Below are 25661 nucleotides of genomic sequence, written 5' to 3'. Positions count from 1 at the left end.
GGAGGATCCGTTGTCTACTTGAGCGGCAGTAACAGAAGCGTTACCAGCAGCATCAAGTTGAATAGTTACATCTTGGCAAACCGCAGTCGGGTCTATATTATCTTCTACAGTTATTTGAGCTGTACACGTATCCGTTTGTCCTTGAGAATCTTCAACCGTTAGAGTAACAGTGACTGGTGTGCCGATATCAGCACAACTAAAAGCTGTTCTATCTAAAGAATAGATTAAGGAACCTCCATCAAAATCATCAGAACTACCATTGTCAACGTCACCTGTTGTAAGCGTTGCGTTGCCAGTACCATCTAAAACTAGAGTCACGTCTTGGCACATTGCAGAAGGCGGGTTATCAACTCTAAATGAAGCTCTGTAGTTTAATGAACTATTGCTGTAAAATCGAGTAGTGTCTGAAATATTATCAAACGTAAAATCTACTTCAGAACTCAGAAATACTTCTAAATAATAATCACCTGATGGCAGAGAGTTTAATATATCAATATTTGAACTAGTGGTAGTCCATCTCTGTTGTAAGGCAGGGAAACAATCAAAATGATTTGCGTTACCATTATCAAAATCAAAAGAAATATTTGTAGAGGAAAAGACTGGAGCAGTTGAAGACTGCTCGTATATCCTATAATTTAATGCTGAACTTAATACATTATCAGGATTGCATTTAGCTGTATTAACTTCTGCACCATTTAATATTAGGACATCTCCAGGTAAAAAAGTACCTAAGTTAGTTCCGTTAAAATCAAAGTTACCTGTTTGGGTACTAGGATTTAAATCATAATAATTATTACCTGAGCCGCTATCTATAACAACAAAGCCATCATAAATACCTGAAAATACTTGGGCAGGACTAGATATGACAAGAAAAAAGAATAATAAAACAAAGTAAAATTTCTTCATACGTAGGCAAATTAAATTTCATAAAACAAAGCAATACACCATAGCGTTTCCGCTAGGTTATGCAGTTTAAATTTTAGTTTGCTATTAATCGTATCTTTTGAGGGTATAGTAAAAGTACATAGGGAAACCCCATGTTTGAAATATTATCGGTGAACTACGAGTTTATTAGCATAAGATGTAATTTCCATCAATTCAAGGGGTTGTGAAGTTTATTTGTGTTTATAAATCTATCATTTTGTTAATAAATTGAATCAAAAAAGACTCCTATTTTAGGAGTCTTTTCGTACAAACAATGCATTTTATGAATTAGTTCTTAATTCCTGGGATATTTTTTGGCCGTTTGGTCTGCCAGGTAAAGGGTTCCGCTTTCTTTTCTTGAGGCGCAATTTCATCTAGCGTATCGGCATCATAAACGATTCCATTTTTAACCACATGGGTCAACGTATTCGTGTTCCGTAAATCGTCTAGTGGGTTCTTGCTCATGATCAATATATCGGCAATTTTACCTGTTTCAATGCTTCCTAAATCCGTGTCTAAACCTATGGCTTCAGTACCCTTAATCGTCGCAATTTTTAGGGCATCAATATTTCGCATGCCACCACTGGCAATGGACCATAGCTCCCAATGAAAGCCTAGTCCTTGTAATTGGCCATGACTACCAACTCCGCCAATACCATCAGCTTCAATTAAATCTTTCATGAATTCAGCATGTTTTTGGAACACATGTTCTTCATCCATAAACCATCCTGGACGACGTCTAGATTTTTGGGCTAATTCTTCATACGGTGTAAAATATTGAAGTTTCTTGTCACTATATGGGTTCTCTCTTGAATAAAAGTAATTTTCAGCCCATGGGCCACCATAAGACACTAAAAGGGTAGGAGTAACGGCCATCTGAGATTCTACTACAGTTTTAATAACGTCATCATATATTGGATATACAGGGAATGAGTGTTCATGACCAGGGTAGCCATCTATAAGATTCACCATGTTTTGTTTAAAGTCTAGACCTCCTTCAGTGGTTGGCATCAGTTTTAATTCCTTTGAGGCTTTAATGACCCATTGACGCTGTTGACGATTACCCACTAAATACATTTTTATAGACTTGGTATCGTAATATTCACTGTATTGTTTTAAAACCTCTTTGGCATGGTCATAATCTTCAATATTATAAGCCCAAAAACCAACACCTGGTCCTGTGCTATACACTCTGGGTCCGTGCATCATTCCGGCATCGACCATATCTGAATAGGTTAGTACATCAGTACTCGCCGTTTGTGGGTCGCGCGTAGTCGTCACCCCATAGGCAAGGTTTGCAGAGTAAATCCAAATTTGATTTTTATGAATCCCCCAATTTGGCCACATGTGAGCATGGGTGTCCACAAAACCAGGGGTTAAGGTTTTACCTGAAACATCAATAACCTTAGCATCTGAAGGTACAGAAAAGCTTCCCGAAGCACCGACGTTGATGATTCGATTGTTTTCAATAAGAATATCTCCGTTTTCGATCACCTCTTCACCTTTCATGGTGATAATTCGTCCGCCTTTTAACAACACTTTTCCTTTTGGGATAGAGCGCTTGTAGGTCACTTTTACTTTATATTCTTCAGCCTTAAAGGTCGGCGTGTCCTTCTTTTCTTTCTTCTCATCAGTTTTGGTTGAATCGGACTCTTTATTAGCCTCTTTCATTTCCTTTTCTGCTTTCTTAGCTAATTTTAAGCTGTCTGCAAAGGCTTTTCCTTCTGCAAGATCATAGATAAAGTGACTTGCCCCTAGAGACCAATGTACTTTTTTGCTATTGCTTGACCATGCAGGAAATTCTCCACCCATAACCGTTAATTTATCAGCAGGAAACGCAGCATTTTCTGCTTTAGCTACAGAAATAGAAGGTGTTTCACCAATCATCGGAATAATAACACTATACACATCATTATTGATTTTAGCCAGGGCGTGTGTACCATCCGGAGATATTTTGATGACTGTTGGTCTTGAGGCTGTGTTGTTTTCTCTCCAACCTTCTTCATGTGTTGGTAAGGAAGCATGAAGGATATCGTGCTCAATTCCGAAGACATCAGAAGACCCATACGTTTTAATTCCTGTTAACTTTAAATGCTCTTTTTCATCTGTTCCGTCCCAACGCAAAGAAATCAAACCTTTTGAGCCATGATTTAGATAAATGCGATCATTTACTTTTGTGAAGTGAGGAGTGTTTCGTCCTTTGGATTTGTCAATGATGTTGATTTTACCTCCGCTTGAAGAAATCCACGCTAAATCCTCTTGTGCTCTGGCAGCTCTTGGTCCAATAGCATCAATATAAGTCTGGGTGGTTCCTTTTGTAAAGGCAATACGATTGGAATTGTAAGACCAAGCTGGATCTGAATAAATACCAGATTCATTGGTTAGCTTGGTTGGGTTACCGCCAGAAGCATTCACTTTATATATATGGCCTTGATCCTTATTCCATGTCACAAATGCAATTTCCTTACCATCTGGAGACCAGGTTGGCATGGCTTCTGTGAAGTTATGCTTTGTCAATCGTTTTGGAGTGCCATTTGGTAATTCCATCACATATAGTCTGTTGAGTGCTGTAAAAGCAATCTGTTTTCCATCTGGTGATGGTACGGCATCTCTAATTTGTGTGACTAAACCTTCTTCAGCATCATCAATTGGGTATTTAAAGGACACCATCGGTCCCATATCCAAATCAATATTGACTTTAAAAGGAATCTCTGTCGCCTTGTTATCTGCTATTGAAATGGAATATATTTTTCCGCCATACGAAGCGATCAGGTTTTTATTATCTGGTGTAAATGACATGGCAGGGAGTACACCTAAAGGCGCAATAGATTCCTGCTCGTCTCTTTGTACTGGGTATGCTAACCAACGCTCATCTCCATTTTCAAGATTTCTTAAAACGAGTCCTGTGTGCTCTTCAAATCGGCTACCATAGACCATATACTTTCCGTCGTTAGAAAAGGTAGGGGTAAAAGCAGAACCATATCGCGATGTTATGGTTTGCGTATCTCCATCTTCTCTGTCGTAACTCATAATTTGGTATTGCGGCAATTGTGCGTTATAATTCCAAGCACCATTTCTGGTTGAAAAATAGATATGATTGCCATCTGCACTAAATGCTGGGTCTATTAATTTACGTCCTTTAGGTTCCTTTAAAATATCCGCACCAGAACCTCCATCTTTATGGACAATAAAGGGTTTAATATTTCTACGACCTCTTGTGCCTACTATATATTGCCCATCTGGACTCCAATCTGCAGAAACATGATATTTATTTTTGTCCTTAGTGAGCTGTGTTTGTTCCTTGGTTTCTAAATCCATAGTCCACACATTATCAGAGCCGCTCTTATCCGAAATAAACACAATGGACTTGCCATCTGGGCTATACCTTGGATGCACATCGTAAGGCATGCCTTCGGTAACACGCGTTGCGGTGCCACCACTTATAGGAATAGTGTACAAATCCCCCATCATATCGAACATAATGGTTTTTCCATCAGGGCTGACATCAACAGATATCCAGGTCCCTTTATCAGTAGTAAACTGTACTTTGCGTTCTGGTTCTAAGGGTAATTCTTTAGTTGCTTTTTTGGTAGAGTCTGCTTCTTTTTTTTCAGAATCTTGAGCATTTAGTAGGTTAGGCATTAAGAAAAGGGATAGGGCTGCAATGGTTAAATAGCGCAATTGAGTTTTCATAAAATGTGTTGGTTTTTGAAAATTAAGTGCTCTAAGTTAGTTAATTGGATTAAATGAGTAATTAAATACATTCATTTTAACGTTCTATTAGATGTGGTCCAAAAAGACAATTTTGCTTTTGTCTATTTAAATAATTTTAAGCATGATAAAAAAGCACATGCTTAAATGCTGAATTAACATTTAATAGGGAAATAGTATGCGAATCTAGTTTAACTTTATCTTGCTAATACAATGACAATGAAAGACAAGGTTATCTTAATCTTCATTATTCTAATTTCTTTTAAAGGATTCTCTCAAGACAAACCCTTACCAAGTCCAGAAGCTTATTTCTCAGCGATAATAGTAAGTGATATTGAGTCTTCCATCGATTGGTACTCTAATGTTTTTGGGTTTAAGGTGTTGAGTAATGTTGAATCTGAAGAGAGAGGATTTAAACAAGCTAATTTGAAATGCGATAACATATTGGTTGAATTGTTAGAGCTTAAATCAGCACTAACTCCTGAGAATGTATTGGAAAATTATCCGAAAGGCTCAAAGATCAATGGGTTTTTTAAGTTCGGTTTTATAGTTTCTGAATTTGATGCATGGGTTGAACATTTAAAGGAGTTAAATGTTGAATTTCATGGTAACGTAGTTATAGATCCTTTAGTAAACAAAAAAATGCTAATCGTTAAAGATCCTGATGGAAACAGGATTCAAATTTTTGAAAAATAGATAACTTAGAGCATGGAGCTATATTGCATTGAGAAGTCGTTACAGACGACGTTATTGTAAATAATTAAAATTATAAAAGATGAATCGGTTAATTATAGTTGTGTTTTCTCTTTTCTTAGTTACTTGCTCTATAGATAGAACCATTGCTGAACTATCAGAAGCGGAAATCAGTATCCATAGTGATTACCAGAATTTACCAAGTGAGAATAAGTTAAAAATCGCAAATAAAAATGAACCTGGAGAAAAACTTATACTCTGTCTAACATTTATTGATAAAGAAACCAAAAAGGCACTCTCTCATCAACAAGTTAAATTTTATCATACATCTGCAAACGGAAATTACGAACAATCCGATACAATCTTATGAATCAGAATAAAACAGGCAAATACATTAAATATGCCATTGGTGAAATTGTTCTTGTAGTTATAGGTATTTTAATTGCACTTTCAATTAATAATTGGAATGAAGCTCAAAAAGAAAAACTGAAGGCTATCACTATTTTGGAAGCAATTCGTTCGGATATGCTTGATGATTTAGAGGATATGGCTCGTTATAAAACACCCTGGGAAAGGCATATTATGTACTTTAAAAGAGTATTTCCTTCATTTAACCCAAATGATGAAATACCTCCCTTTGCAGACATTGATGCTATGAGTCAAGTGTCATATAAAACATTATTTAACTATATGGCACCATTTCGATATAGTACTAGTGCCTTCGATGGAATGATTTCAAATGGCAATTCTGATCTTATAACAAATGACACCCTTTTTTCAAATATTCAAGAATTCTATACTTTTAATGTACCTACTAATGAAAATCTATTTGAAATTCTTAGGCAACAATCATCAGATTTAAACTATAAGTATGCTCACATAATAACCTATAGACCCTATAAAAATATAAGCGATTTAACAGATGAATATTTAATAGCTGATCTTAATATTTTTTTTCAATCAAAAAACTTCTATTATTCGAGAACATTTGTCAAAAACAAAAAAGATCTTACAGATATTATTTCTCAGATTGACAAAGAACTAAAAAACACTAAATGATAAAGTTTTTTAGACATATAAGACTAAACCTTATGGAAACTGGAAAAACAAGCAAATATTTCAAATACGCCATAGGCGAAATCGTGCTTGTGGTTATTGGTATTTTAATCGCCTTACAAATTAATACTTGGAATACTAACAGAATAAATAAAGACAAAGAACAAGAGTATTTAGTTGGACTTAAAACTGATTTAGAAAGTCAAATCGCTTCCTTTAATGGAAGACTTAACATTTTTGACTTCATAATTGATAAAGCAGAGACGATTATTTTTGAATTCAGTGTCACTGGAAAATTGACTGAAATAGACAGTATCAACCATAAATTGAACTTTATGATCTACACTTTAGATTATCCTGAGGCAAAAACAACATTTAATGAACTCAATACTACTGGTCAGATAAATTTAATTCGCGATAAATTAATCAGGTCAAAAATAATCGCGTATTACCAATACTCTGAAGAAACAAAGTCCCAAGTAAGTAATAATGTTGAAAAGGTTTATTACGATCAAGTATTTCCAATTATTAAAGCTTCAGTGATGATTAACCCTGAAGGTCTTGGTTTCCCTCTTGAAAAAATTGACCAAGAACTTCTAAAAAGTAGATTAAATTCTGAATTCGAAAATAATCTTAACAACCCTGTAAAAGCGTTTGAAATCGTTAATGCAGTTAGTTTACATCTTATTGAAATGAAGACTAATAAAGGATTTATAATTCTGGCTAAAAATGCTGCAGAAGTGCTACTAAAGGATATCGTAGCAGCATTAAATAAACAATAGTATGATCAAGTTCTTTCGACACCTTCGCCAAAAAATGCTTGCTGAAAACCCGTCTACGGGACGGGCAGGCAAAATCAGTAAATATCTACTTTATGCCATTGGTGAAATTGTACTTGTGGTTATCGGAATTTTGATAGCTCTTCAAATTAATAACTGGAATCAGCAGCAACTAGAAAAAAAGCAAATCAGAAATATTTATGCTCGAATTGTTAAAGATTTTGAAAATTCTGCTAATGAGATTGAACGCGATATTGAAAAAAAGGATAATTTTTATCCTTTACTGCAAAACATTCTTAAAGGTGAGGTTAATAGTGATTCGCTTTTAACAAATCTGGAGTATTTTAATAAATATTTTAATTCAACAACTGGATTTCCCGATATTCAGATTACTGACACTGGAATTAGGTTACTAGAATCTAAAATAGAACTTAATTACGAGCTAAATAATGAGCTAACAGAAGCACTTACATTGTTGTATTCGGAACATCTATATGAAATTGAAATTGATAAAGAAGCTTTTAATAAATGGTGGTGGCAATTACAAACCTATATCGTTGAAAAAGGAATACGAGTAGATTATAGAATCCATGGTATTAGAACCACATTTGCAAATATGATTTTTGAAGATGATATGTTTAAAAACTACTTACATAGATACGCTGGATCATGGAGAGGATATAGTAATAAACTGAAAAAATTTAAAACTCAGGGTGAAATTTTAATTGAAGAAATTAAAAAAGAATATCATTTATAATAGTTTAAACTTTAATTATAACCAATGATAAAGTTCTTTAGAAAAATACGATACGACCTTATGGAGCAAAACAAAACCGGAAAATATTTTAAATACGCCATAGGCGAAATTGTACTTGTAGTAATAGGTATTTTAATAGCCCTTTCTATTAATAACTGGAACGAGAGTAGAAAGGAAGCCATCCAAGAGCAGTTTATTTTAAAGCGTTTGCGCACTGACATTTCTTCCGATATAAATCAAGTGTCACTTGAAATTGATTTGATTGACAAAAATACTAAAGAACTGAAATTTTGCATAGACGTGATGCTAGATAAGAAAGAAGCAAGTATTGAGGCATTTCGTGAAAATTTAGAGTCTATGCTTAATCTCAGTTCGTTTGACCAAAATAAAACAACATTCAATAATATTATATCATCTGGTCAAATCGAGTATATAAAGAACCAAAATTTAACGGACTCTATTACAGTATATTACAATTACAGATACCAAGGTTGGGATACTGCTATGTTAGATTATACACGAAATATTATAGCCCCCTTTATATTAAATTTCGATCATACTCCACAAGCTACACCAGGCTTAGTTGGGTATGATGATTTTACAAGGGTTGATATAATGCAGTCTAAAATCCCACCTAAAACTATTGAAGACTATAGAAATGAGATTTTTGTATTAAATATGTTACGTCAAAAATTATATAATTTGGAGGGTCAGAAAACGGCATATAATATGTTAAAAATAACTATGCTAGAATTAATAGAACAAATAGATGTTGAAATTGAAGACTAACCAATGATTAAATTCTTTCGAAAAATACGATACGACCTTATGGAGCAAAACAAAACCGGAAAATATTTTAAATATACCATAGGCGAAATTATCCTTGTTGTTATAGGTATTTTAATAGCTCTATCTATTAATAATTGGAATGAAAAAGCAAAGGATAGTGTAAGGGAACGAGAAATTTTAGTGGATTTAAAAACATCCTTAGAAGACAATTTAGATTTGTATTCTGAGGTTTTTGAACCTCGTTTTGCAATTAAGAACAAAGGTCTAGAGTATTTAAAAAAAGCGACCTATGAAAATCAGAATCTACCAAATGACACCTTAATTATATATATCAGAGCTATGCAACGAGATGTTATTTTTAGATACGATAGCGGTCCTTATGATGCTTTAAAATCATCAGGTTTTGAATTGATTAGGAATAAAGAATTGAGAAAGCGAATTATTAAAACTTATGAAGTGATCTTACCTGGATTTAGCTCGTTCATAAATAAATATAATGATGAACGCGTAGCATTAGAACAGCAATACGAAAATGACATATTGAAGGAAGTCATTGTAAAGGAAGAAGATGGTACACTAGAAATTTATGGAAGGATAAAAGTGGATAACGTATTAGAACATCCTTCGTTTATATCCTTAATAGCCTTAGAAGAGGATAAATATGAAAACTATATATACCGAATGGATTTTGTAATAGAGACGATGAATTTGCTTATTGGCCAAATAGAAAACGAACTTAGTCCATGATAAAATTCTTTAGAAAAATTAGACAAAACGTGCTTATGGAAAATAAGACTGGAAAGTATTTTAAATACGCTATTGGCGAAATTATCCTTGTGGTTATTGGAATTTTAATCGCGCTCTCAATTAATAACTGGAATGAAGACAGAAAAAACAATATTACAGAATCTCAGTATTATTGTAAACTACTTTCAGACTTTGAATTGGATCGTGTGAACATTGCCGAGCTTTATAAAGAATCTGAGTATAAAATTACTGTCAGTAAAAGACTCCTATTAGATTTAAACTCTAAAGGCAAGGATAAAACCTATTTGGTAAATGGCTATCTCCAAGGCTTAAGAACTAATGCCTTTGTGCCGAGCAAAGTGGCTATGACGGATTTAATATCATCCGGAAAATTAAATTTATTAACTAAGGATGCTTTAAAGAATGATTTAGTGAGATATTATGGTGAGCTAGATAAACTGCTTTATCAACTAGAAATCAATCGCTCAAAAAGCTTGGAAAGAGCGTTTTTATATGATGACGTTAATCAATTTGGACATCAGTATTTTGATTACGTAGCCAAGTCCTTAGGTCCTGAAATTTTACAGACCTTGCCTATTAATAATTGGCATTTAGATAGTGACTCAAAATATTACAGACAATTTCAAAATGATTTAGTGTTTTTTGTAACAATGAGCGAACGCGAAAAACAACATTACAGTAACATACGTAAAGAAATGGAATCTGTGTATCAAAAACTAAAGGTAGAGTGTACTAGGAATTGAAATAACTGCTGCCCATATAATATTATTTCAGTTATTTATCAAAGATGAAAGTTTTAGATTAATAAGTTAATTTTTTTAGTCTTGGAATTTACGTTTATATCAATTAAACATAGGAGAAATACCTAGGAGCAGCCTGTTCTTAAGGTTTTGATGCATCCTGAAAAAAGAATATAATCTTATAAATGTACTATTGATGATAGAGTTTATATGGGTTCAGAACCATGGCAATTACAGATAAAAACGATTATATTATAAATTAACAATCATTAAAAGATTTTCAATCTAATTATTAGTAATTCACTATATTTCGATTTCAATAAGAAAATATTTATGCATATCATTTATATGCCATACAAGGAACGCTATTAATATTAAATATAAAAAATGATAAAATCAAGACAATTATGTATGCTGTTAATTATTGCAGTTATTGGGTTTGGGTGTAGTAATGATGACTCAGAACCAAATCCAAACACCAATTTTAATAGTTCGGACTATTTGTATTTTGTTTCTGGTAAATTAAACGGAGATGATTTTATATATGGTCAACGTATAGACGATACAACATTTAATTACCAAATCATTTCAAATATACCATTAGAGTCTGCCACATGTTCATTTAGTGCAGATCAAGGTTTGGACTATAAGTTAAGTTATGGGTCTTCTATTTACCCTGGTTTTGAAAATGAAGATTCCCAACCACTTATCGGAATTAATTTTATTAGGTTTTACAGATGCTCAGATACCGAAAGTTCTACTGATGTCTTCAATAGTTTGTTTCCGGTTGACGATTATGATTATGCGGTAGATGATAATGATGGGGGAACAATGGGGCAAATCGGAATAGAATATGCGCCAATAGCTAACGGTGATAACTACTATGAATCTTATGGAACTATTGCATCAAGCAATACATTTAAAATCACAGATTCTCAAGAAAACAATAGTTTTTTATTAGGTGACCTAGTGACTCAAAGTCAACTAATTGAAGGCGAGTTTTCGGTTACGCTATTTAACAATGATGACAGCTCGGATGTTATAGAAATTACTGAGGGTAGATTTAAAATAATAGTAACAAAATAGCTGTTCGGCTTGTGTTCACTTTAATAATAATTCAAACCTACTAAAATGAATTTTGTTGAAGGGTTATTCTGATGTTTTATTTAGCTTTGAGGAAAACCATATAAGAAGGATATAGTTAATAACTATATTCGGTTGTTGTGCTACATTTGAGAAAATGAGAATATTATTGATTTTATTAATTGGATTTTTAGGTCTGACGGCTTTTTCGCAAAATTCGAATTCTGATAACAGTTACGAATTATTGTCTAAGCGAAAAGATAACCTTTTATTTTCGTTCTTTTCTACAAAAACTCAACTGAATATTGTTTTAGAGACTAATGGAAAAGATAAAAACACCTATTCGATTAACTCAAATGAGACTCAGAAAATCTTAGAAATATTTAAAGGATTCGAACTTTTAAAAACTGAAAACCTTATTCCTGCGGATAATCCTGACTTTGACTATCAATATAATGATTCTACAAAATTGCTTGTTATTATTGGTAGAGAGGATTTTGACTTCTATTTGGTCATTCGTGATTTAAAAATGGCGGAATTAGTACTCGAAAAATTAATTGAGGTACTTGAATACGATGAAGTTTTTACAAAATTTAAAAAAGAAATAAAAACGTAGCACAATATTGTATAACCGCAATTACAGTGGATTTTGACTACATCCGAATCCACTCGGAATTGCTACAGTCGATCTCTGCCTTAAGATTGTTTAACTTTAAGCCGTAACTGACGGTTATACGAGACCGCTGTAAAACAAGTTAAACAAACATATGAACTTCATTAAAAAACTTTTTGGAATAGACAGAAGTGAAGAAGCAGAAGACTCTGGAAATTTTATCGTTGCGACCTTGAATGATAAGGTAATGCCAATCGACCGAGGAGAAATTTATGAAGATCCGTTAGATAAATTTCTTCAGGCAAATGGAATTGGTGAGGTGACAGGTGGAGGAACTATGCAATTGAAATCTGGAGAATTAGAATATTGTGATGTTGAAATCCAACTAAACTCTAATGAAATTGATGATATCCAAATAAAATCGATTATCGAAAAGTTAGAAGAACTTGGTGCGCCAAAAGGTTCTAGACTAACTATCGAGAAAATAGAACAAAAACTAGAATTTGGTAAAAAAGAGGGATTAGGGATATATCTCGACGGAATAAATTTATCGGATGAAGTTTATAAAAGCTCCGATTCTGAAGCTTTGGCTGTTGAAATAAGAAGATTAGCTGAAATAAAGGACAATACTCTTCGATATTGGCAAGGTAACACAGAAACTGGACTTTACTTTTACGGAGATTCATTCGAACACATTAAGAGTTCGATTAATGACTTTGTTCTTTCTCATCCAGAATGTGAAAATTGCCGAATTGAAAGAATTGCCTAAGGTTTGTTTAAAACAATATATAACTGTAATTGCTATTAATTCGAATACGTCCATATCCATTTGAAAATTCTAAAGACTATACAAATCCAACATGACTTATAATCAACTTATAATAGAAATAATAAAGAATGTGCGTTCGCGAATAACGGATCATACAGATGTAGCTTGGACAAAGTATAATGACGCAAAAGAACTAAAGGAAGAATTAGATTCTGACATCAAGGAGCTCGAAGGTGGAAATCTTAAACTATTAGAAAAATATAAAATTTACTTTCTACCAACAGGAACATTTCAAGAAATATCGATACCGAACGGTTGGGCAGAAGATTTTGTTAAATTGGCAAATAGTTTTGATCAAATGTATGAACTAATAAAATCCGACATGCAATAAAGGTTATGGTTGTAAAGAACTGACTTTTTTTCTCTAAAATCTTATCATAATTATGTTTAGAATAGTTTTAAGTATTTTAGTGCACAACTCTCAGCTGAATGAACACCACCAGTTAAATAGAATTTAAACATGAGCAATATGTATAGAAAAGTACTTTTAGTAATAGTTTTGATCTCCGCTGCAAATATTGGATTTTCTCAATCCGAAAAAATTACAATAAAATCAGGTAACCTTAGTGAAGTAAATTACCTGAAAATGGATAATTTCTATTTGACTCATTATCTCTATATCGATTTGTTTTTAAGAGAGAATTTATTCCCTGAAGCTACTCCTGAGGATGTTTCATCAATATTGAAAGCATTGAAAACATATGTTTCAGTAGAAAACAATTTAGATATTGAAATAGAAAAACCTGGTAAGAATAATTATTTAATAAGGTTTGCAATTTGGAAAACAGATGATGGTAATGAACTATTGATTGCCTTTACAAATTGGAGTGTAAAGGAAAAAATGTTCGAAAAAGAAATAAAGCGAGAGAATGATTCTTATACCAGATGGTATTTTCTCAATGGAAACAAAATGACCTATAGAAAGGATATGTCTGATCAGAATGACTATTCTAAAATGAGCCAAACGGATTTGGCTAATGCCTACCTATTAGATGAGTTGTCTGATAATGATTCTGAGATCACAAAAACAATAGATGACATACTAAGCCAAAGCGATTTGAGCGTATCAGATAAAATTATGGCTAATTTAATCCTATTGAAGTATCAAATTTACAAAGGAGATGATGACATGGCCGAAAAGCAGAAAGAATATATAAATGAACTTTTTGTAACCAATTCATCAGAGTCTAATCTACGTGGTTTAGAGATGGCCTTTGATGCCACAAAATTTCAAATGAAATTAATGAAATGATGTTGAATGTAATTTTAGAAAAAACTAAATTTATTTTTAGCATTGGGTTTTTCTTACTCACTTCTTTTTTATATTCACAAGTCACCTTAAAATTTGAAGAATTGTATGTCAACGGTGATTTGGCGTTCAAAATTTCTAACGATTCAATTTTCACTGGCATTGCTGAGGGTAGACGTCGAAACGGACATTTAGTATATGAAGAATATTATAAAGCAGGCGAGTTAATAAAATCAATTTCCTACTATAACAGAACTGAGACACCGGTTTCTGCCATGATTACAGAATATTACAGTAACTCATTCGACAGGAATTAGAGTTTGCTAAAAACAAAAAGTCAAGAATTGATGAAGTTCTTAAATTGTATAGAATTGACTACGATATAGAAATAAAATTTGGCGAGAAATATCACGGGAATCAAGATGTTTATGTAGAATTAAAAACAAGTAGAATACGATAAATTAAATCAAAATATTCGCAAATGAAATTTTAGAATTCGTTTAAATCTATTAAGAGTTATTAACTCGATTTCTAAAGCGAAAATCACTTTAACTAAATGAAGAATAAAATTAATTGCCTGTTTAAGTTTACTCAAATAAATCCCTGTGAGTTTTGTAATTAATTTGTATTCTATAAATTTAATGTTTATTCCTTTTGATGATCTTTTACAAATCTGTTGATAGTAATACAAACAAATTATATAAATGATAAAACTATTTTTAAAAGCTAAGCATTGGCAATTATTCACACTAATGTTTGGTCTTCCTATAGTATTCCAGATATTCATTATGATTTCTATGTTTGCGAATATAGGTGCAAATGGTAATCCAAACCCAGAAACCTTTTTTAACTTGTTTAAATTGTTTCCAATTGTAATGCTACTCTACATGGGACTATTCTTTGGCTGGTTTTGGTCGATTGCAATTGGCTTACAGGGAAAAGTGCCAGTAAACATAAAAATGAAAACTAAGAAATTTAAAATATTTTTCTTTATACCATTAGTGTATATACTTAGCATTTCTATTTTTATTGCTGGTTTATTTGGTGGAATCATGGAAAGTGGAAATGAGCCTAATGTTGCGTATATAGGTGGAGTTTTTGGAATAATTATACCATTACACCTATTATCTATGTTTGGAATATTCTACTCCATGTATTTTGTAGCAAAAACATTTAAGACAGTACAATTACAAAAGGAAGTCGGTTTTGCAGATTTTGCAGGAGAATTTTTTATGATATGGTTTTACTTTATTGGAATTTGGATTTTACAGCCGAAAATTAATATGATGCAAAATGAAAAAAGCGAAATTACAACTGACAAGGATTTCTAATAGTTACTACTGTAGATTTACTATGTTAAAACCTATAAAAATTGCTAAGTAGTTTTTAGGAAAAACGGCATCAAATTGAAAGCCAATAAGACCCATTTTAAACAAATTTATTAGTTTCTTATGAAAAAACTTTTAATACTATTATTCCTTATTCCATTGCTCTCATTTAACTCTAATCAATCGGAAATAAGTATTATTGGAAAATGGCAAGGTGTAGATGAAGCCAGAGAATTAGGTTACATGATTTTTGATAATGATGGATACGCAACTATTGAAATTGAAGGTGTAGTTTATGGTGGAAAAGAGTTTGAAATAAATGGAAAAACAGGGTCGATGACTTATTCCATTAATTCGGATATTGAACCTGTTCAAATTGATTTAATTATGACGATAATGGATTCTATTAATCAAATGAACATGTTATTCATTGCAAAATTTAAAGACAAAAACACAATGATATTAGCTAGCAATTTCAACTCTGAAAGACCATTTGAATTTAATTCTGACAACTCAATTACACTAATCCGGATAGAATGAAACATGGTCATGCCCCCTTATTAAATTATTTAACGCACGTTTAGACTTGATAGAGTTTTTCAAAATCTCCATTTTCTATAATAAAACTGATTAATGAAATACACTTTACTTTTAATGTTATTAGCATCATTTTCAAGTATTTTTTCTCAAGAAAAAGAATATATAGTCACAAATAGTAATGATACTATTTATGGAGAAGTAATTAGAGGAACAAACTGGCTTAATACGTCGAAGGTTATTTTTAAAATTAAGGGTGAAGAAGGGAAGAAGTCCAAGGTTAATCCAAGTGAAGTAAAGACTATAAGATCTATTAAGGGGTTAGATGGTGACTGCTATATTACAACCATTTATGGTGAGAGATTTATTAAGAGAATTATTGAGGGCAGGATAAAAGTGTACCAATTAGTCGATGGTACAATTTTTTATGTATCAAAGGATGATTCTGATATTGTGTCTACTGACATTGGATGGTTTTTTGCTGGTAATAAAGCCCATTCTCAAATAAGACCTTTATTAGAGGATAATGCTGAGATTCTAAAGGAATTTGATACCCTTAGAGGGAATCAAAAAAATATAATGCACATCATCGAGAAATATAATAAAGCAGAGAAAAAAGCTATCAATGGTACTTTAGATCATTAGTTATCACACTAATCGATTAAATACTCTCAATTTAATCTTTTGTCAATATATTTATTTACTTATTGATTTGGCTTTAAAGTATTGATAACCTTTTGATTTTTTAAAATAGCAATCTTAATATTACCTAAAACTACTACTTACTTAGTGTTTCGTTTGTAGGAAGAACGAGAATTACCTATCGATGATTTTCAACAATGGGAGATTTAAAATAATAAAAGTCAACAACTCTAGCTCATTATTTCATCTTTTTAATACTTATGTGCCTTAAAAGCAAGCTTCAGCGTATTACATAAAAAAAAGTCCAGCACTTCCGTGCTAGACCTTTATTTCTGTAGCGAGAACGAGAATTACCTTTAGTGATTCTTCGCAGATAAGCTATACAATACTAAAAACCCGCAACGCCATAGCATTGCTCAGACTTTTTTTATGCATTCTCATTTTGAAGCTAGCTTCAATTCAGCGCATAAAAAAACCCTGCACTTGTCAGTGCCGGGCTTTTACTGCTGTAGCGAGAACGAGAATTGAACTCGTGACCTCCGGGTTATGAATCCGACGCTCTAACCAACTGAGCTACCTCGCCGTAATTGCGGCTGCAAATATATAAACAAATTACATCGCAGCAAACAGAACATTCCAAAAAATTATTTAAGAATTATCTTTTAAGGACTTTACAAAATGTTATATATTGAGCACAGAATAATATTTTTATGGAAGATAGGATTAAATACGAAATGGAATTCCCAATACACGCCTCACCACAATTGTTATATCAATATGTGTCAACACCTTCGGGGCTCTCAGAGTGGTATGCTGACAATGTAAATAGTCGAGGCGAAATTTTTACATTTATCTGGGATGGTAGTGAAGAAAAAGCCAAACTTTTAGGAAAGAAAAGCGGTGAGCGTATTAAGTTTAGATGGATGGCCGATGAAGAGGAATTAGAACCATATTACTTTGAAATTAGAATTCAAGTCGATGAGATCACCAAGGATGTGTCTTTAATGATTACTGATTTTGCAGAAGAAGATGAGGTAGAAGAATCTAAAATGCTATGGGAAAACATGATTTCTAGCCTAAAACAAGTCTTGGGATCTACTTAAAATAGAATTACTCTTAATATCTTTGTCTCGAAATTCAAATTATCGAATATCGAGACTTTTTTTATGGTAAATAATAACGGAAACATTGTCGATTCTAGTCAAGCAACAACTCCCTTTAATAATCGAGGTTATAAATATGGGGACACGCTTTTTGAAACATTAAAAGTGATTAATGGAGTAGTGTTCTTCTGGGAGGATCATTACTTTAGGCTAATGTCCTCTATGCGAATTTTACGAATGGACATTCCTATGAACTTTACTATGGAATTTTTAGAGGGAGAAATACTTAAAACGCTTGATGCTAATAATTTATTGAACAGTTCTGCAAGAGTTCGGCTAAATATAGATAGAGGTGAAGGAGGAAAGTATATGCCAAGTGATAATGCTTCAGTTCAGTACAATATTGAAGTTGAACCCCTCGAAAATCCTTTTTACAGCATTCCTAAATTTGAAGATTATACAGTAGAACTATATAAAGATTTTTATTTGGCTCCAGGCCTTCTATCTGGATTAAAATCCAATAACAAAAACCTCAATGTCATCGGGAGTATTTTTGCCAAGGAGAACGATTTTGATAATTGCTTGTTGCTTAATACTAATAAAAGTGTAGTAGAAGCTCTAAACGGAAATGTGTTTCTTGTTAAGGGTGATACTATTAAAACACCACCATTAGAAGATGGCTGTCTAAAAGGAGTCATGCGAAAACAGATTTTAGATGCTCTTAAAAATAATCCAAATTATAAAGTTATTGAAGAATCTATTTCGCCTTTTGAGCTTCAAAAAGCAGATGAGCTATTTATAACTAATGTTATCAAAGGTATTCAACCAATCGGGCGATACCGTAAAAAGAAGTATACTGCTTCAACAGCAACAGAAATTTTAAAATTGGTAAATGCTAAACTAAGATTGATGTCTTAGTTATAACTCGGATTTTCGGGAGCGTTGGACCAAATGCTGTATTCGCCACCTAACTCTAACATCTTTTCTTTCCAGAAGGTTGTTTCTCCTTTAGAGATAATCTTATTTTTATAGGTGTTGTTACTAACCAACCATGCATTAGACCTTAATTCTGAATCTAATTGGTTTTCATCCCAGCCAGAATAACCAAGAAAAAATTTAATGTCCTCGTTGGTGATTTTCTGATCATTTATAAGGTTTAACACTATTTCAAAATCTCCTCCCCAAAAGATACCATTGGCAATTTCCACACTATCTGGAATCAATTCTGGGGACTTATGGATAAAATACAAATTATCCTGTTCCACAGGACCACCATTATATATTGGAAATTCAGAGTTGGTGCCTTCAACTAAATCTTTTAAAATGTAGTTTAAAGGCTTATTTAAGATGAAGCCTACCGATCCAAGCGCATTGTGATCAGCCAAAAGAATGACAGCTCTATTAAAGGATAAGTCACCAATAATAGAAGGTTCAGCAATAAGAAGATGTCCTTTTTTTGGTTGCTTCAATGCCATTTTTAGGTCGATTTGAATAGAAATCTACTACATATTTATGACATAAGCAAGTTTAATAAGGGCTAACAAAAAAGCCACGCAGAGCGTGGCTTTACTATATAATGCAAAATATGGCTTAGTTTACAGCATCACTTAAGTCAGAACCTGCCTTAAATTTTACTACGTTTTTAGCTTTTATTTTGATTGTTTTTCCAGTTTGTGGGTTTCTTCCATCTCTAGCAGCACGTCTAGTCACTGACCAAGATCCAAAACCAACTAAAGAAACTCTGTTTCCTTTTTGTAAAGCACCTTCAATATCGATTAATAAACCGTCTAATGCTTTTTTTGCAGCTGCTTTAGTAATACCTGCATTCTCTGCCATACTGTTAACTAAATCTGTTTTGTTCATAAAATGTAAATTTTAAATTATTAAAAATTAGGTTTTAAATGTTTGTGTTAAAAAACACCATAACAAATTTATCAGTATAATTCACCTATGCAAGTAATAGCGTGGGAAATCGGGGATTTTGTTGATAACTCGAGCCAAATGTTAATAAAGGAATGTATTTCGTCGGATATTTGCCAACGTCAATGCTCATAGGCTATTAGAGCATTTTAGCATTTTCTTTAAATTCATAACCATTTAAAAGCGATTTTGAATCCATTTTTCTTTTGTTCGGCAATTGTAGTTTTTCAATTTTTATAAAGCCGCTTTTGCAGGCGACAAATAATTCTTTTTCCCTAACAACAACATCACCTACATTATAATTATGTGTCTCTTTTATTTTTTTAGAGTCATATAGTTTTATGGTTTCTTTTGCATCTCCATTAATTAAATAGCACCAAGCGGATGGAAAAGGATTTAAGCCTCTTATTTTGTTGTAGATATTATTGAGCGAGTCTGACCAATCTATTTTGCAATTCTCTTTATTCAACTTATAAGCGGTCTTTAAATCATTTGAATTTTCCTGTTTTTTAGTTGAAACAGTATCTGATTCAATTTTTATAACAGTTTCTATAACAACATCACTTCCAATAGCCATTAGACGGTCATGCAGTTCACCTACAGTTTCGTCCTCACCAATTAAAATCTCTTTATTCATTATGATTTCACCAGTGTCAATTTTATCATCAATAAAAAATGTGGTGACACCAGTTTTGGTTTCACCATTTATAATGGCCCAATGTATTGGTGCAGCACCTCTATAATCAGGAAGTAAAGACGCATGTAAATTAAAAGTGCCGTATTCTGGCATTTGCCAAACTACTTTTGGGAGCATCCTAAATGCTACAACAATTTGAAGGTTAGCTTCTAAATCCTTTAACTCTTTGATGAACTCCTCAGATTTTAGGTTAGTAGGCTGAAGGATCTTTAAGTTCTGGTCTAAAGCGTATTTTTTTACAGCAGAGGCTTTCAGCTTTTGGCCACGTCCGGCAGGTCGGTCTGGAGCGGTAATCACTCCAACGATGTTGTAATTGCTTTCTATCAAAGCCTTTAATGTGGCAACAGCAAAGTCTGGAGTGCCCATAAAGACAATACGTAAGTCTCTTTTTTTAGTCATTTAATTGGTAGGTGTTATAATGGGTAACAACGATTTTATTCTGTTCTAATAGTATTGAAAGACTATGTAATAATTCGGTTTCAGAGCACTTTAGTTCCTCTTGTAAACGTCTTGATGAAAGGTCCGAAAATTTAAGACATTTTAAAATCGCACTCGTAATTTCAGTCGCATTGCCTGTTTTCTTATCCAACTTTATACATACTGAACATTTTCCACAGGCTTCAGCACTAGTATCTCCAAAATAATTTAAGAGTTGTGCCGACTTACATTTTTTGTCATTATTAATATAAGTAATAACATCCTCAACCTGCTCTGTTTTTAAATTGTGTTGCTGGTTTATGATGTGGATTATTGGGTTAATCGTTTTTTCATCCTCTCGTGGTTTTACAAAAGTGATTTCAGAATCTGTATTAGCAATATTGAGTGCAATGATCTCGTCTTTTTCTAAACTTTTTAATATTGAAATAGTCTGCTTTTCATTTAGGCTAGATTTACGACTTACTATTGAAAGGTCAATTTTAGTTTCAAAATCAAAGACACCACCATACGTTCTTAGTAAAGCTTTTACAACCGTTGCTTTTGAAGGATTCTTTTCTAAATAACTAAACAGAGCTTGGTTAGAAACTATAAACTGAAGTTTAGTCTTAAAATTAAAGAGTTGGTTTAAAGTAATAATGCTATTTCTATCTAGAATGTTTAAGCTATTATAGGTCATCGTGTATTTTAGATCATACGTTTTGCAAAACTCAGAAAAGTTTAAATGATGTACACTGTGTTCACCTTCTCCATAGGAAATTTGAAAATAGTTACAGAGTTTCTTATACACATGTTTTATATAATCTACGCTTGGCAATGCACTTAAAAATTGTCCCTTTAAGTGTGACTGATCAATGGATTTTGTAACGATGATGGCTTGCGCTTCATTACCATTTCTACCTGCACGGCCAGCCTCTTGGTAGTAACTTTCTATACTTTCGGGCAGATTAAAATGGATAACAGTTTCAACATCGGATTTATCGATGCCCATACCGAATGCCGTAGTGGCAACCATAATGCGTTTTTGGTTTTTGGTCCAAGCCTCTAATCTGTCGTTTTTTTCCTTGCTAGTAATACCACCATGGTAAAAGGTGGCTTCAAAACCTTTGTTCTCAAGATAACTCGATACTTGAAGTGTCGCTTTTCGACTTCGAACATAAACAATGGAAGACCCAGTATAGGTCTTTAAAATATGCTCAAGTTGATATAGCTTGTCCTCTGTTTTAATAACATTATACGATATATTCGGACGATTGAAAGAACCTTTAAATATGTCGGTGTCTAACAAATCTAGTTCTTCAATAATGTCGTCAACAACATTTGGTTTGGCAGTTGCCGTCAGCGCAATGCAATTTACATGTGGATGTAACTGTCTTAAAATAGAAATTTCTTTATAAGCTGGTCTAAAATCATTGCCCCATTGGCTGATGCAATGCGCTTCGTCAATAGCAATAAGGTTGACATTCATCTGCTGAATACGCTCTTGCACCAGTGTTTGTTGCAAACGTTCTGGTGATAGGTACAAAAACTTATAATTACCATAAATACAATTGTCTAATTGAGTGTCCAGATCGCTGTAAGACATGCCAGAGGTTAATGCAATGGCTTTGATGCCCTTACTTTTTAATGTTGAAACCTGGTCCTTCATTAAAGCAACCAAAGGTGAAATCACAATACAAATGCCTTCTTTTAGTAGTGCAGGAATCTGAAAGCAAACCGATTTACCTCCGCCAGTTGGCAACAGGGCAAAAGTATCTTCATTATTTAATACCGAAGTAATAATATCTTCTTGTAAAGGTCTAAATGCCGTATGGTTCCAATACCGCTCAAGGACTTCGATAGGATGCATATTACAAAGGTATAGACTCTAAAATAAAGTCGGTACGTTTTTCAACACTTTCAAATGGCACATTAATTAAATCATAGCCAAACCGCTTGTAGGTATCTATTAAATGTGTATGAATGACTTGGGATTGCTCAAAATTTTCGTAACGCTCATTGTCACTTTTAAAAATGCTCTCCCATGGAGCAAGTATAAAAGCTTTATCGTAGGTGTAAGCTTTACATGTTTCAATGAAATTATCAGGATAGGTGTCACCGATATAATCCATGTAAGCCAATATGTCTGGCAATCCACGATCTAAAAAAACAAGGTCTTCATCAGCCTTTATAGCTTCCAAAAATTGATTTTTACGACCTTCCAATAACTTTTCACTAAACAATAGCGGTTTTGTTAAGAATAGCTGCTCAATACCTTGTTGCCTTGCTTCTAAGGTTACCTGTCTAGAAATTTCCTCAAAACAAGTGTACCCTCTTTTGAGAAGTTCATTTATAATCGACGACTTTCCTGTTCCTGGGCCACCTGTAATAGTGATAATTTTAGTATTCAACCGGTAGATTTTAGAATGTAAAATTCGGTATTTAAAAATGAAATAAAAAATGTAAGTTAAATGTATCTTTGTAAGCGAAAATTTGCACAAATGAAATCACCTGAAGAAAAAGAAGCCTTTTACAAAAAACTGAAGTCCCAATTATCGGATACGGCGATGTGGCCATCAGAGTATTTATATAAGTTTATTGTAAAAACAGATACTGTTAAAATTGAGAACATAGAATCGATATTTAATCATTTAGGAGCTGTTATAACGACGAATGCGTCTAAAAACGGAAAATACACAAGTGTTTCTGTTAATGTTCGCTTAAAAAATCCAGATCACGTTATTGAAAAATATAAAGAGGTGGCAGAGAAAATTCCAGATGTAATTTCATTATAATTTATCGCTATCGTTAATATTTTTTGTATTTTGCACAAAACCTAGTTTCTACGGGTTAACAATTATTTACTACACATTTTTTACAATTTTGATAGACAATTTAGAATACAACACCGAGAGAGAACATTTAATTATTCCAGAGTATGGGCGTCACCTTCAAAAGATGATTAACCATGCCAAAGCCCTTGAAGACAAGGAAGAGCGCAATAAAGTGGCTAAATCCATTATTGCTGTTATGGGTAACTTGCAACCACATTTGCGTGATGTGCCGGATTTTCAGCATAAGCTATGGGATCAGCTTTTTATCATGTCCAATTTTGAATTGGATGTTGATTCGCCTTATGATAAACCAGAACGAGAAGTGATTTACGCGCATCCAGAACCTTTAAAATACCCTCAAAACCATCCCAAATATCGCTTTTATGGTAACAACATCAAAACGATGATTGATGTTGCCATAACATGGGAAGATGGGGAATTAAAGGAAGCTTTGGTTTATACCATTGCTAACCATATGAAGAAGTGTTTTTTAAATTGGAATAAAGACACTGTTGAAGACGATGTTATTTACGACCACTTATTTGAACTGTCCAACGGTAAGCTGAACTTAAAAAATACCGAAGAAGATTTAACTGATGCGACTAGCTTAATGCGCTCAAAATCAAAATACGGAAAAAGTAGCAAGGGTAAAAAAGGTTCGAAAAAGAAGTATTCTAATAGAAAACGCTATTAAGAGGTAATGGGTACATTTAGAATTGAAGGAGGGCACCAACTCAAAGGCGAAATAACTCCACAAGGTGCAAAAAACGAGGCATTGCAAATTTTATGTGCTGTGCTTTTAACGCCAGAAAAAGTTACAATTAAAAACATCCCGGACATTGTAGATGTCAATAAGCTAATAAAGCTACTTGGAAATTTAGGTGTTGAGATTGAAAAATTGAGTTCAAATTCTTATTCCTTTAAAGCCGAAAACGTAAACCTCAATTATTTAGAATCTGCAGCCTTTAAAGAAGAGGGCAGAGGTCTTCGTGGTTCTATTATGATTGTTGGGCCTCTATTGGCACGCTTTGGTAAAGGCTACATTCCAAAGCCTGGAGGTGATAAAATCGGGCGCAGACGTTTAGATACACATTTTGAAGGTTTTATTAAGCTAGGGGCAAAATTCAGATATAATCGAGAAGATTATTTCTATGGAGTGGAGGCCGATGAGCTTAAAGGGACTTATATGCTTTTAGATGAGGCCTCTGTTACAGGGACCGCTAATATCGTTATGGCAGCAGTGCTAGCAACAGGAAAAACGACCATTTATAATGCTGCTTGTGAGCCTTATTTGCAGCAGCTATGTAAAATGCTCAATAGAATGGGAGCTAATATATCTGGTATTGGTTCTAATATGCTCATTATTGAAGGTGTTAAAGAACTTGGTGGAACCGACCATACCATGTTACCAGATATGATTGAAATTGGAAGCTGGATTGGATTAGCCGCTATGACCAAAAGTGAGTTGACCATAAAGAATGTAAGCTGGGATGATTTAGGACAAATACCTAATGTGTTTCAAAAAATAGGAATTACGGTTGAAAGACAAGGAGATGATATTCATATCCCTGCACATAAAGATGGTTATGAAGTTCAAAGTTATATCGATGGTTCAATTTTAACTATTGCTGATGCTCCTTGGCCTGGGTTTACACCAGACTTGTTGAGTATCGTTTTGGTTGTATTGACTCAAGCTAGAGGAAGTGCATTAGTCCATCAAAAAATGTTTGAAAGTCGTTTGTTCTTTGTTGATAAGCTTATTGATATGGGAGCAAAAATTATTTTATGCGATCCTCATAGAGCGACAGTTATAGGTCATGATTTTAAATCTAAGCTGAAAGCAACGACAATGACCTCTCCAGATATTAGAGCAGGTGTATCACTTTTAATAGCTGCACTATCAGCGAAAGGAACATCTACCATTCATAATATTGAGCAGATTGATCGTGGTTATGAAAATATTGATACGCGCCTTAAAGCTATTGGTGCTAAGATTGAAAGAATAGAAGGAAACTGAGTATAACTCGGTTGTCTGAAAAATATAAAAGCTTCAAGTTTAACTTGAAGCTTTTTTTATTGTACGTTAAAGAAAAAGCTCCGAGACCAACCGGAGCTTTAAAATTGTTTATTGAAATGGTTATTTCAAAAGACCGAGAGGTCTTTGCTGTTGATAACGCAACATTTTTTTAAATATT

General features: G+C 33.2%; 29 protein-coding genes and 1 tRNA gene. 22 read left to right on the top strand and 8 right to left on the bottom strand.

Translation table 11 applies throughout. The features are described 5' to 3' along the window. Positions 1-906, bottom strand: a 906-nt coding sequence (locus tag ACFEMA_RS12665; RefSeq protein ID WP_411768579.1) for a hypothetical protein, incomplete at its 3' end; no start/stop codon positions are given. 306 nt (positions 907-1212) lie between these two features. Further along, positions 1213-4617 carry an amidohydrolase family protein gene (locus tag ACFEMA_RS12660; protein WP_411768578.1) on the bottom strand — a complete coding sequence of 1135 codons (3405 nt, stop codon included), beginning with the start codon at positions 4615-4617 and terminating at the stop codon, positions 1213-1215. A 237-nt stretch (positions 4618-4854) separates the two neighbouring features. Between ACFEMA_RS12660 and ACFEMA_RS12655 the strand changes: the two genes are divergently transcribed. The 17 genes from ACFEMA_RS12655 to ACFEMA_RS12575 all read left to right on the top strand — a co-directional run bounded on the left by ACFEMA_RS12655 (position 4855) and on the right by ACFEMA_RS12575 (position 16501). Then, entirely contained in the window at positions 4855-5331 is a 477-nt protein-coding gene (locus ACFEMA_RS12655; protein ID WP_411768577.1) for a VOC family protein, read from the top strand. A 79-nt stretch (positions 5332-5410) separates the two neighbouring features. Next, positions 5411-5698, top strand: a complete 288-nt coding sequence (locus ACFEMA_RS12650; protein WP_411768576.1) for a hypothetical protein — start codon at positions 5411-5413, stop codon at positions 5696-5698. Then, positions 5695-6387, top strand: coding sequence for a DUF6090 family protein (locus tag ACFEMA_RS12645; RefSeq protein WP_411768575.1), 693 nt, complete (start codon positions 5695-5697; stop codon positions 6385-6387). Before ACFEMA_RS12650 ends, ACFEMA_RS12645 begins: the two co-directional genes overlap by 4 nt. Before the next feature lie 32 nt (positions 6388-6419). After that, positions 6420-7166 (top strand): DUF6090 family protein, encoded by a 747-nt coding sequence (locus ACFEMA_RS12640; protein ID WP_411768574.1) that lies wholly within the window; start codon positions 6420-6422, stop codon positions 7164-7166. A gap of 1 nt (position 7167) precedes the next feature. Then, positions 7168-7920: a hypothetical protein gene (locus tag ACFEMA_RS12635; protein ID WP_411768573.1), complete on the top strand. Its 753-nt coding sequence runs from the start codon at positions 7168-7170 to the stop codon at positions 7918-7920. Positions 7921-7944: 24 nt separating this feature from the next. Next, complete coding sequence (locus ACFEMA_RS12630) at positions 7945-8709, top strand: DUF6090 family protein (RefSeq protein WP_411768572.1); 765 nt, start codon at positions 7945-7947, stop codon at positions 8707-8709. A gap of 3 nt (positions 8710-8712) precedes the next feature. After that, on the top strand, positions 8713-9456 hold the full coding sequence (locus ACFEMA_RS12625) for a DUF6090 family protein (protein WP_411768571.1): 744 nt from the start codon (positions 8713-8715) through the stop codon (positions 9454-9456). 35 nt (positions 9457-9491) lie between these two features. Next, positions 9492-10220, top strand: coding sequence for a DUF6090 family protein (locus ACFEMA_RS12620; protein ID WP_411768570.1), 729 nt, complete (start codon positions 9492-9494; stop codon positions 10218-10220). Positions 10221-10628: 408 nt separating this feature from the next. Beyond that, on the top strand, positions 10629-11303 hold the full coding sequence (locus tag ACFEMA_RS12615) for a hypothetical protein (RefSeq protein ID WP_411768569.1): 675 nt from the start codon (positions 10629-10631) through the stop codon (positions 11301-11303). 166 nt (positions 11304-11469) lie between these two features. Beyond that, positions 11470-11916, top strand: coding sequence for a hypothetical protein (locus ACFEMA_RS12610; protein WP_411768568.1), 447 nt, complete (start codon positions 11470-11472; stop codon positions 11914-11916). Between the two features lie 151 nt (positions 11917-12067). Then, complete coding sequence (locus tag ACFEMA_RS12605) at positions 12068-12682, top strand: hypothetical protein (protein WP_411768567.1); 615 nt, start codon at positions 12068-12070, stop codon at positions 12680-12682. Between the two features lie 91 nt (positions 12683-12773). Next, positions 12774-13073 carry a hypothetical protein gene (locus tag ACFEMA_RS12600; protein ID WP_411768566.1) on the top strand — a complete coding sequence of 100 codons (300 nt, stop codon included), beginning with the start codon at positions 12774-12776 and terminating at the stop codon, positions 13071-13073. A gap of 255 nt (positions 13074-13328) precedes the next feature. Then, a complete protein-coding gene (locus ACFEMA_RS12595; protein ID WP_411768565.1) occupies positions 13329-13994 on the top strand; it encodes a hypothetical protein in 666 nt (221 codons plus the stop codon). Then, complete coding sequence (locus tag ACFEMA_RS12590; protein WP_411768564.1) at positions 13991-14308, top strand: hypothetical protein; 318 nt, start codon at positions 13991-13993, stop codon at positions 14306-14308. The genes ACFEMA_RS12595 and ACFEMA_RS12590 overlap by 4 nt, the downstream gene beginning before the upstream one ends. A gap of 387 nt (positions 14309-14695) precedes the next feature. Then, positions 14696-15322: a hypothetical protein gene (locus ACFEMA_RS12585; RefSeq protein WP_411768563.1), complete on the top strand. Its 627-nt coding sequence runs from the start codon at positions 14696-14698 to the stop codon at positions 15320-15322. A gap of 120 nt (positions 15323-15442) precedes the next feature. Continuing rightward, positions 15443-15859, top strand: coding sequence for a hypothetical protein (locus ACFEMA_RS12580; RefSeq protein ID WP_411768562.1), 417 nt, complete (start codon positions 15443-15445; stop codon positions 15857-15859). A 93-nt stretch (positions 15860-15952) separates the two neighbouring features. Further along, positions 15953-16501 carry a hypothetical protein gene (locus ACFEMA_RS12575; RefSeq protein ID WP_411768561.1) on the top strand — a complete coding sequence of 183 codons (549 nt, stop codon included), beginning with the start codon at positions 15953-15955 and terminating at the stop codon, positions 16499-16501. Positions 16502-17007: 506 nt separating this feature from the next. On the opposite strand, the gene ACFEMA_RS12570 is transcribed toward ACFEMA_RS12575, so the two are convergent. Further along, positions 17008-17081, bottom strand: a tRNA-Met gene (locus ACFEMA_RS12570). A gap of 127 nt (positions 17082-17208) precedes the next feature. Here ACFEMA_RS12570 and ACFEMA_RS12565 point away from each other — a divergent pair. Next, positions 17209-17601, top strand: coding sequence for an START-like domain-containing protein (locus tag ACFEMA_RS12565; protein ID WP_411768560.1), 393 nt, complete (start codon positions 17209-17211; stop codon positions 17599-17601). A 63-nt stretch (positions 17602-17664) separates the two neighbouring features. Then, positions 17665-18519 (top strand): aminotransferase class IV, encoded by an 855-nt coding sequence (locus ACFEMA_RS12560; protein WP_411768559.1) that lies wholly within the window; start codon positions 17665-17667, stop codon positions 18517-18519. Here ACFEMA_RS12560 and ACFEMA_RS12555 read toward each other — a convergent pair. The 5 genes from ACFEMA_RS12555 to ACFEMA_RS12535 form a co-directional block, all read right to left on the bottom strand. Then, entirely contained in the window at positions 18516-19076 is a 561-nt protein-coding gene (locus ACFEMA_RS12555; protein WP_411768558.1) for a YqgE/AlgH family protein, read from the bottom strand. The two genes, ACFEMA_RS12560 and ACFEMA_RS12555, sit on opposite strands and share 4 nt — an antisense overlap. Before the next feature lie 115 nt (positions 19077-19191). Continuing rightward, entirely contained in the window at positions 19192-19464 is a 273-nt protein-coding gene (locus ACFEMA_RS12550) for an HU family DNA-binding protein (protein WP_296345964.1), read from the bottom strand. Positions 19465-19660: 196 nt separating this feature from the next. Then, positions 19661-20617: a methionyl-tRNA formyltransferase gene (gene fmt / locus ACFEMA_RS12545; protein ID WP_411768557.1), complete on the bottom strand. Its 957-nt coding sequence runs from the start codon at positions 20615-20617 to the stop codon at positions 19661-19663. Next, on the bottom strand, positions 20610-22502 hold the full coding sequence (locus ACFEMA_RS12540) for an ATP-dependent DNA helicase RecQ (protein ID WP_411768556.1): 1893 nt from the start codon (positions 22500-22502) through the stop codon (positions 20610-20612). Before ACFEMA_RS12540 ends, fmt begins: the two co-directional genes overlap by 8 nt. 1 nt (position 22503) lies before the next feature. Continuing rightward, on the bottom strand, positions 22504-23043 hold the full coding sequence (locus ACFEMA_RS12535; RefSeq protein WP_411768555.1) for an AAA family ATPase: 540 nt from the start codon (positions 23041-23043) through the stop codon (positions 22504-22506). Positions 23044-23133: 90 nt separating this feature from the next. Between ACFEMA_RS12535 and ACFEMA_RS12530 the strand changes: the two genes are divergently transcribed. The 3 genes from ACFEMA_RS12530 (at position 23134) to murA (ending at position 25483) form a co-directional block, all read left to right on the top strand. Further along, entirely contained in the window at positions 23134-23427 is a 294-nt protein-coding gene (locus ACFEMA_RS12530; RefSeq protein WP_411768554.1) for a DUF493 family protein, read from the top strand. An 88-nt stretch (positions 23428-23515) separates the two neighbouring features. Next, a complete protein-coding gene (locus ACFEMA_RS12525; protein ID WP_411768553.1) occupies positions 23516-24160 on the top strand; it encodes a DUF4290 domain-containing protein in 645 nt (214 codons plus the stop codon). A 6-nt stretch (positions 24161-24166) separates the two neighbouring features. Continuing rightward, positions 24167-25483 carry a UDP-N-acetylglucosamine 1-carboxyvinyltransferase gene (murA, locus tag ACFEMA_RS12520; protein ID WP_411768552.1) on the top strand — a complete coding sequence of 439 codons (1317 nt, stop codon included), beginning with the start codon at positions 24167-24169 and terminating at the stop codon, positions 25481-25483. Positions 25484-25661: the final 178 nt, after the last annotated feature.

This window comes from Winogradskyella sp. A3E31, assembly GCF_046720935.1.
Classification (GTDB): domain Bacteria; phylum Bacteroidota; class Bacteroidia; order Flavobacteriales; family Flavobacteriaceae; genus Winogradskyella.
This window is presented reverse-complemented; position numbering and strand designations above follow the sequence as displayed.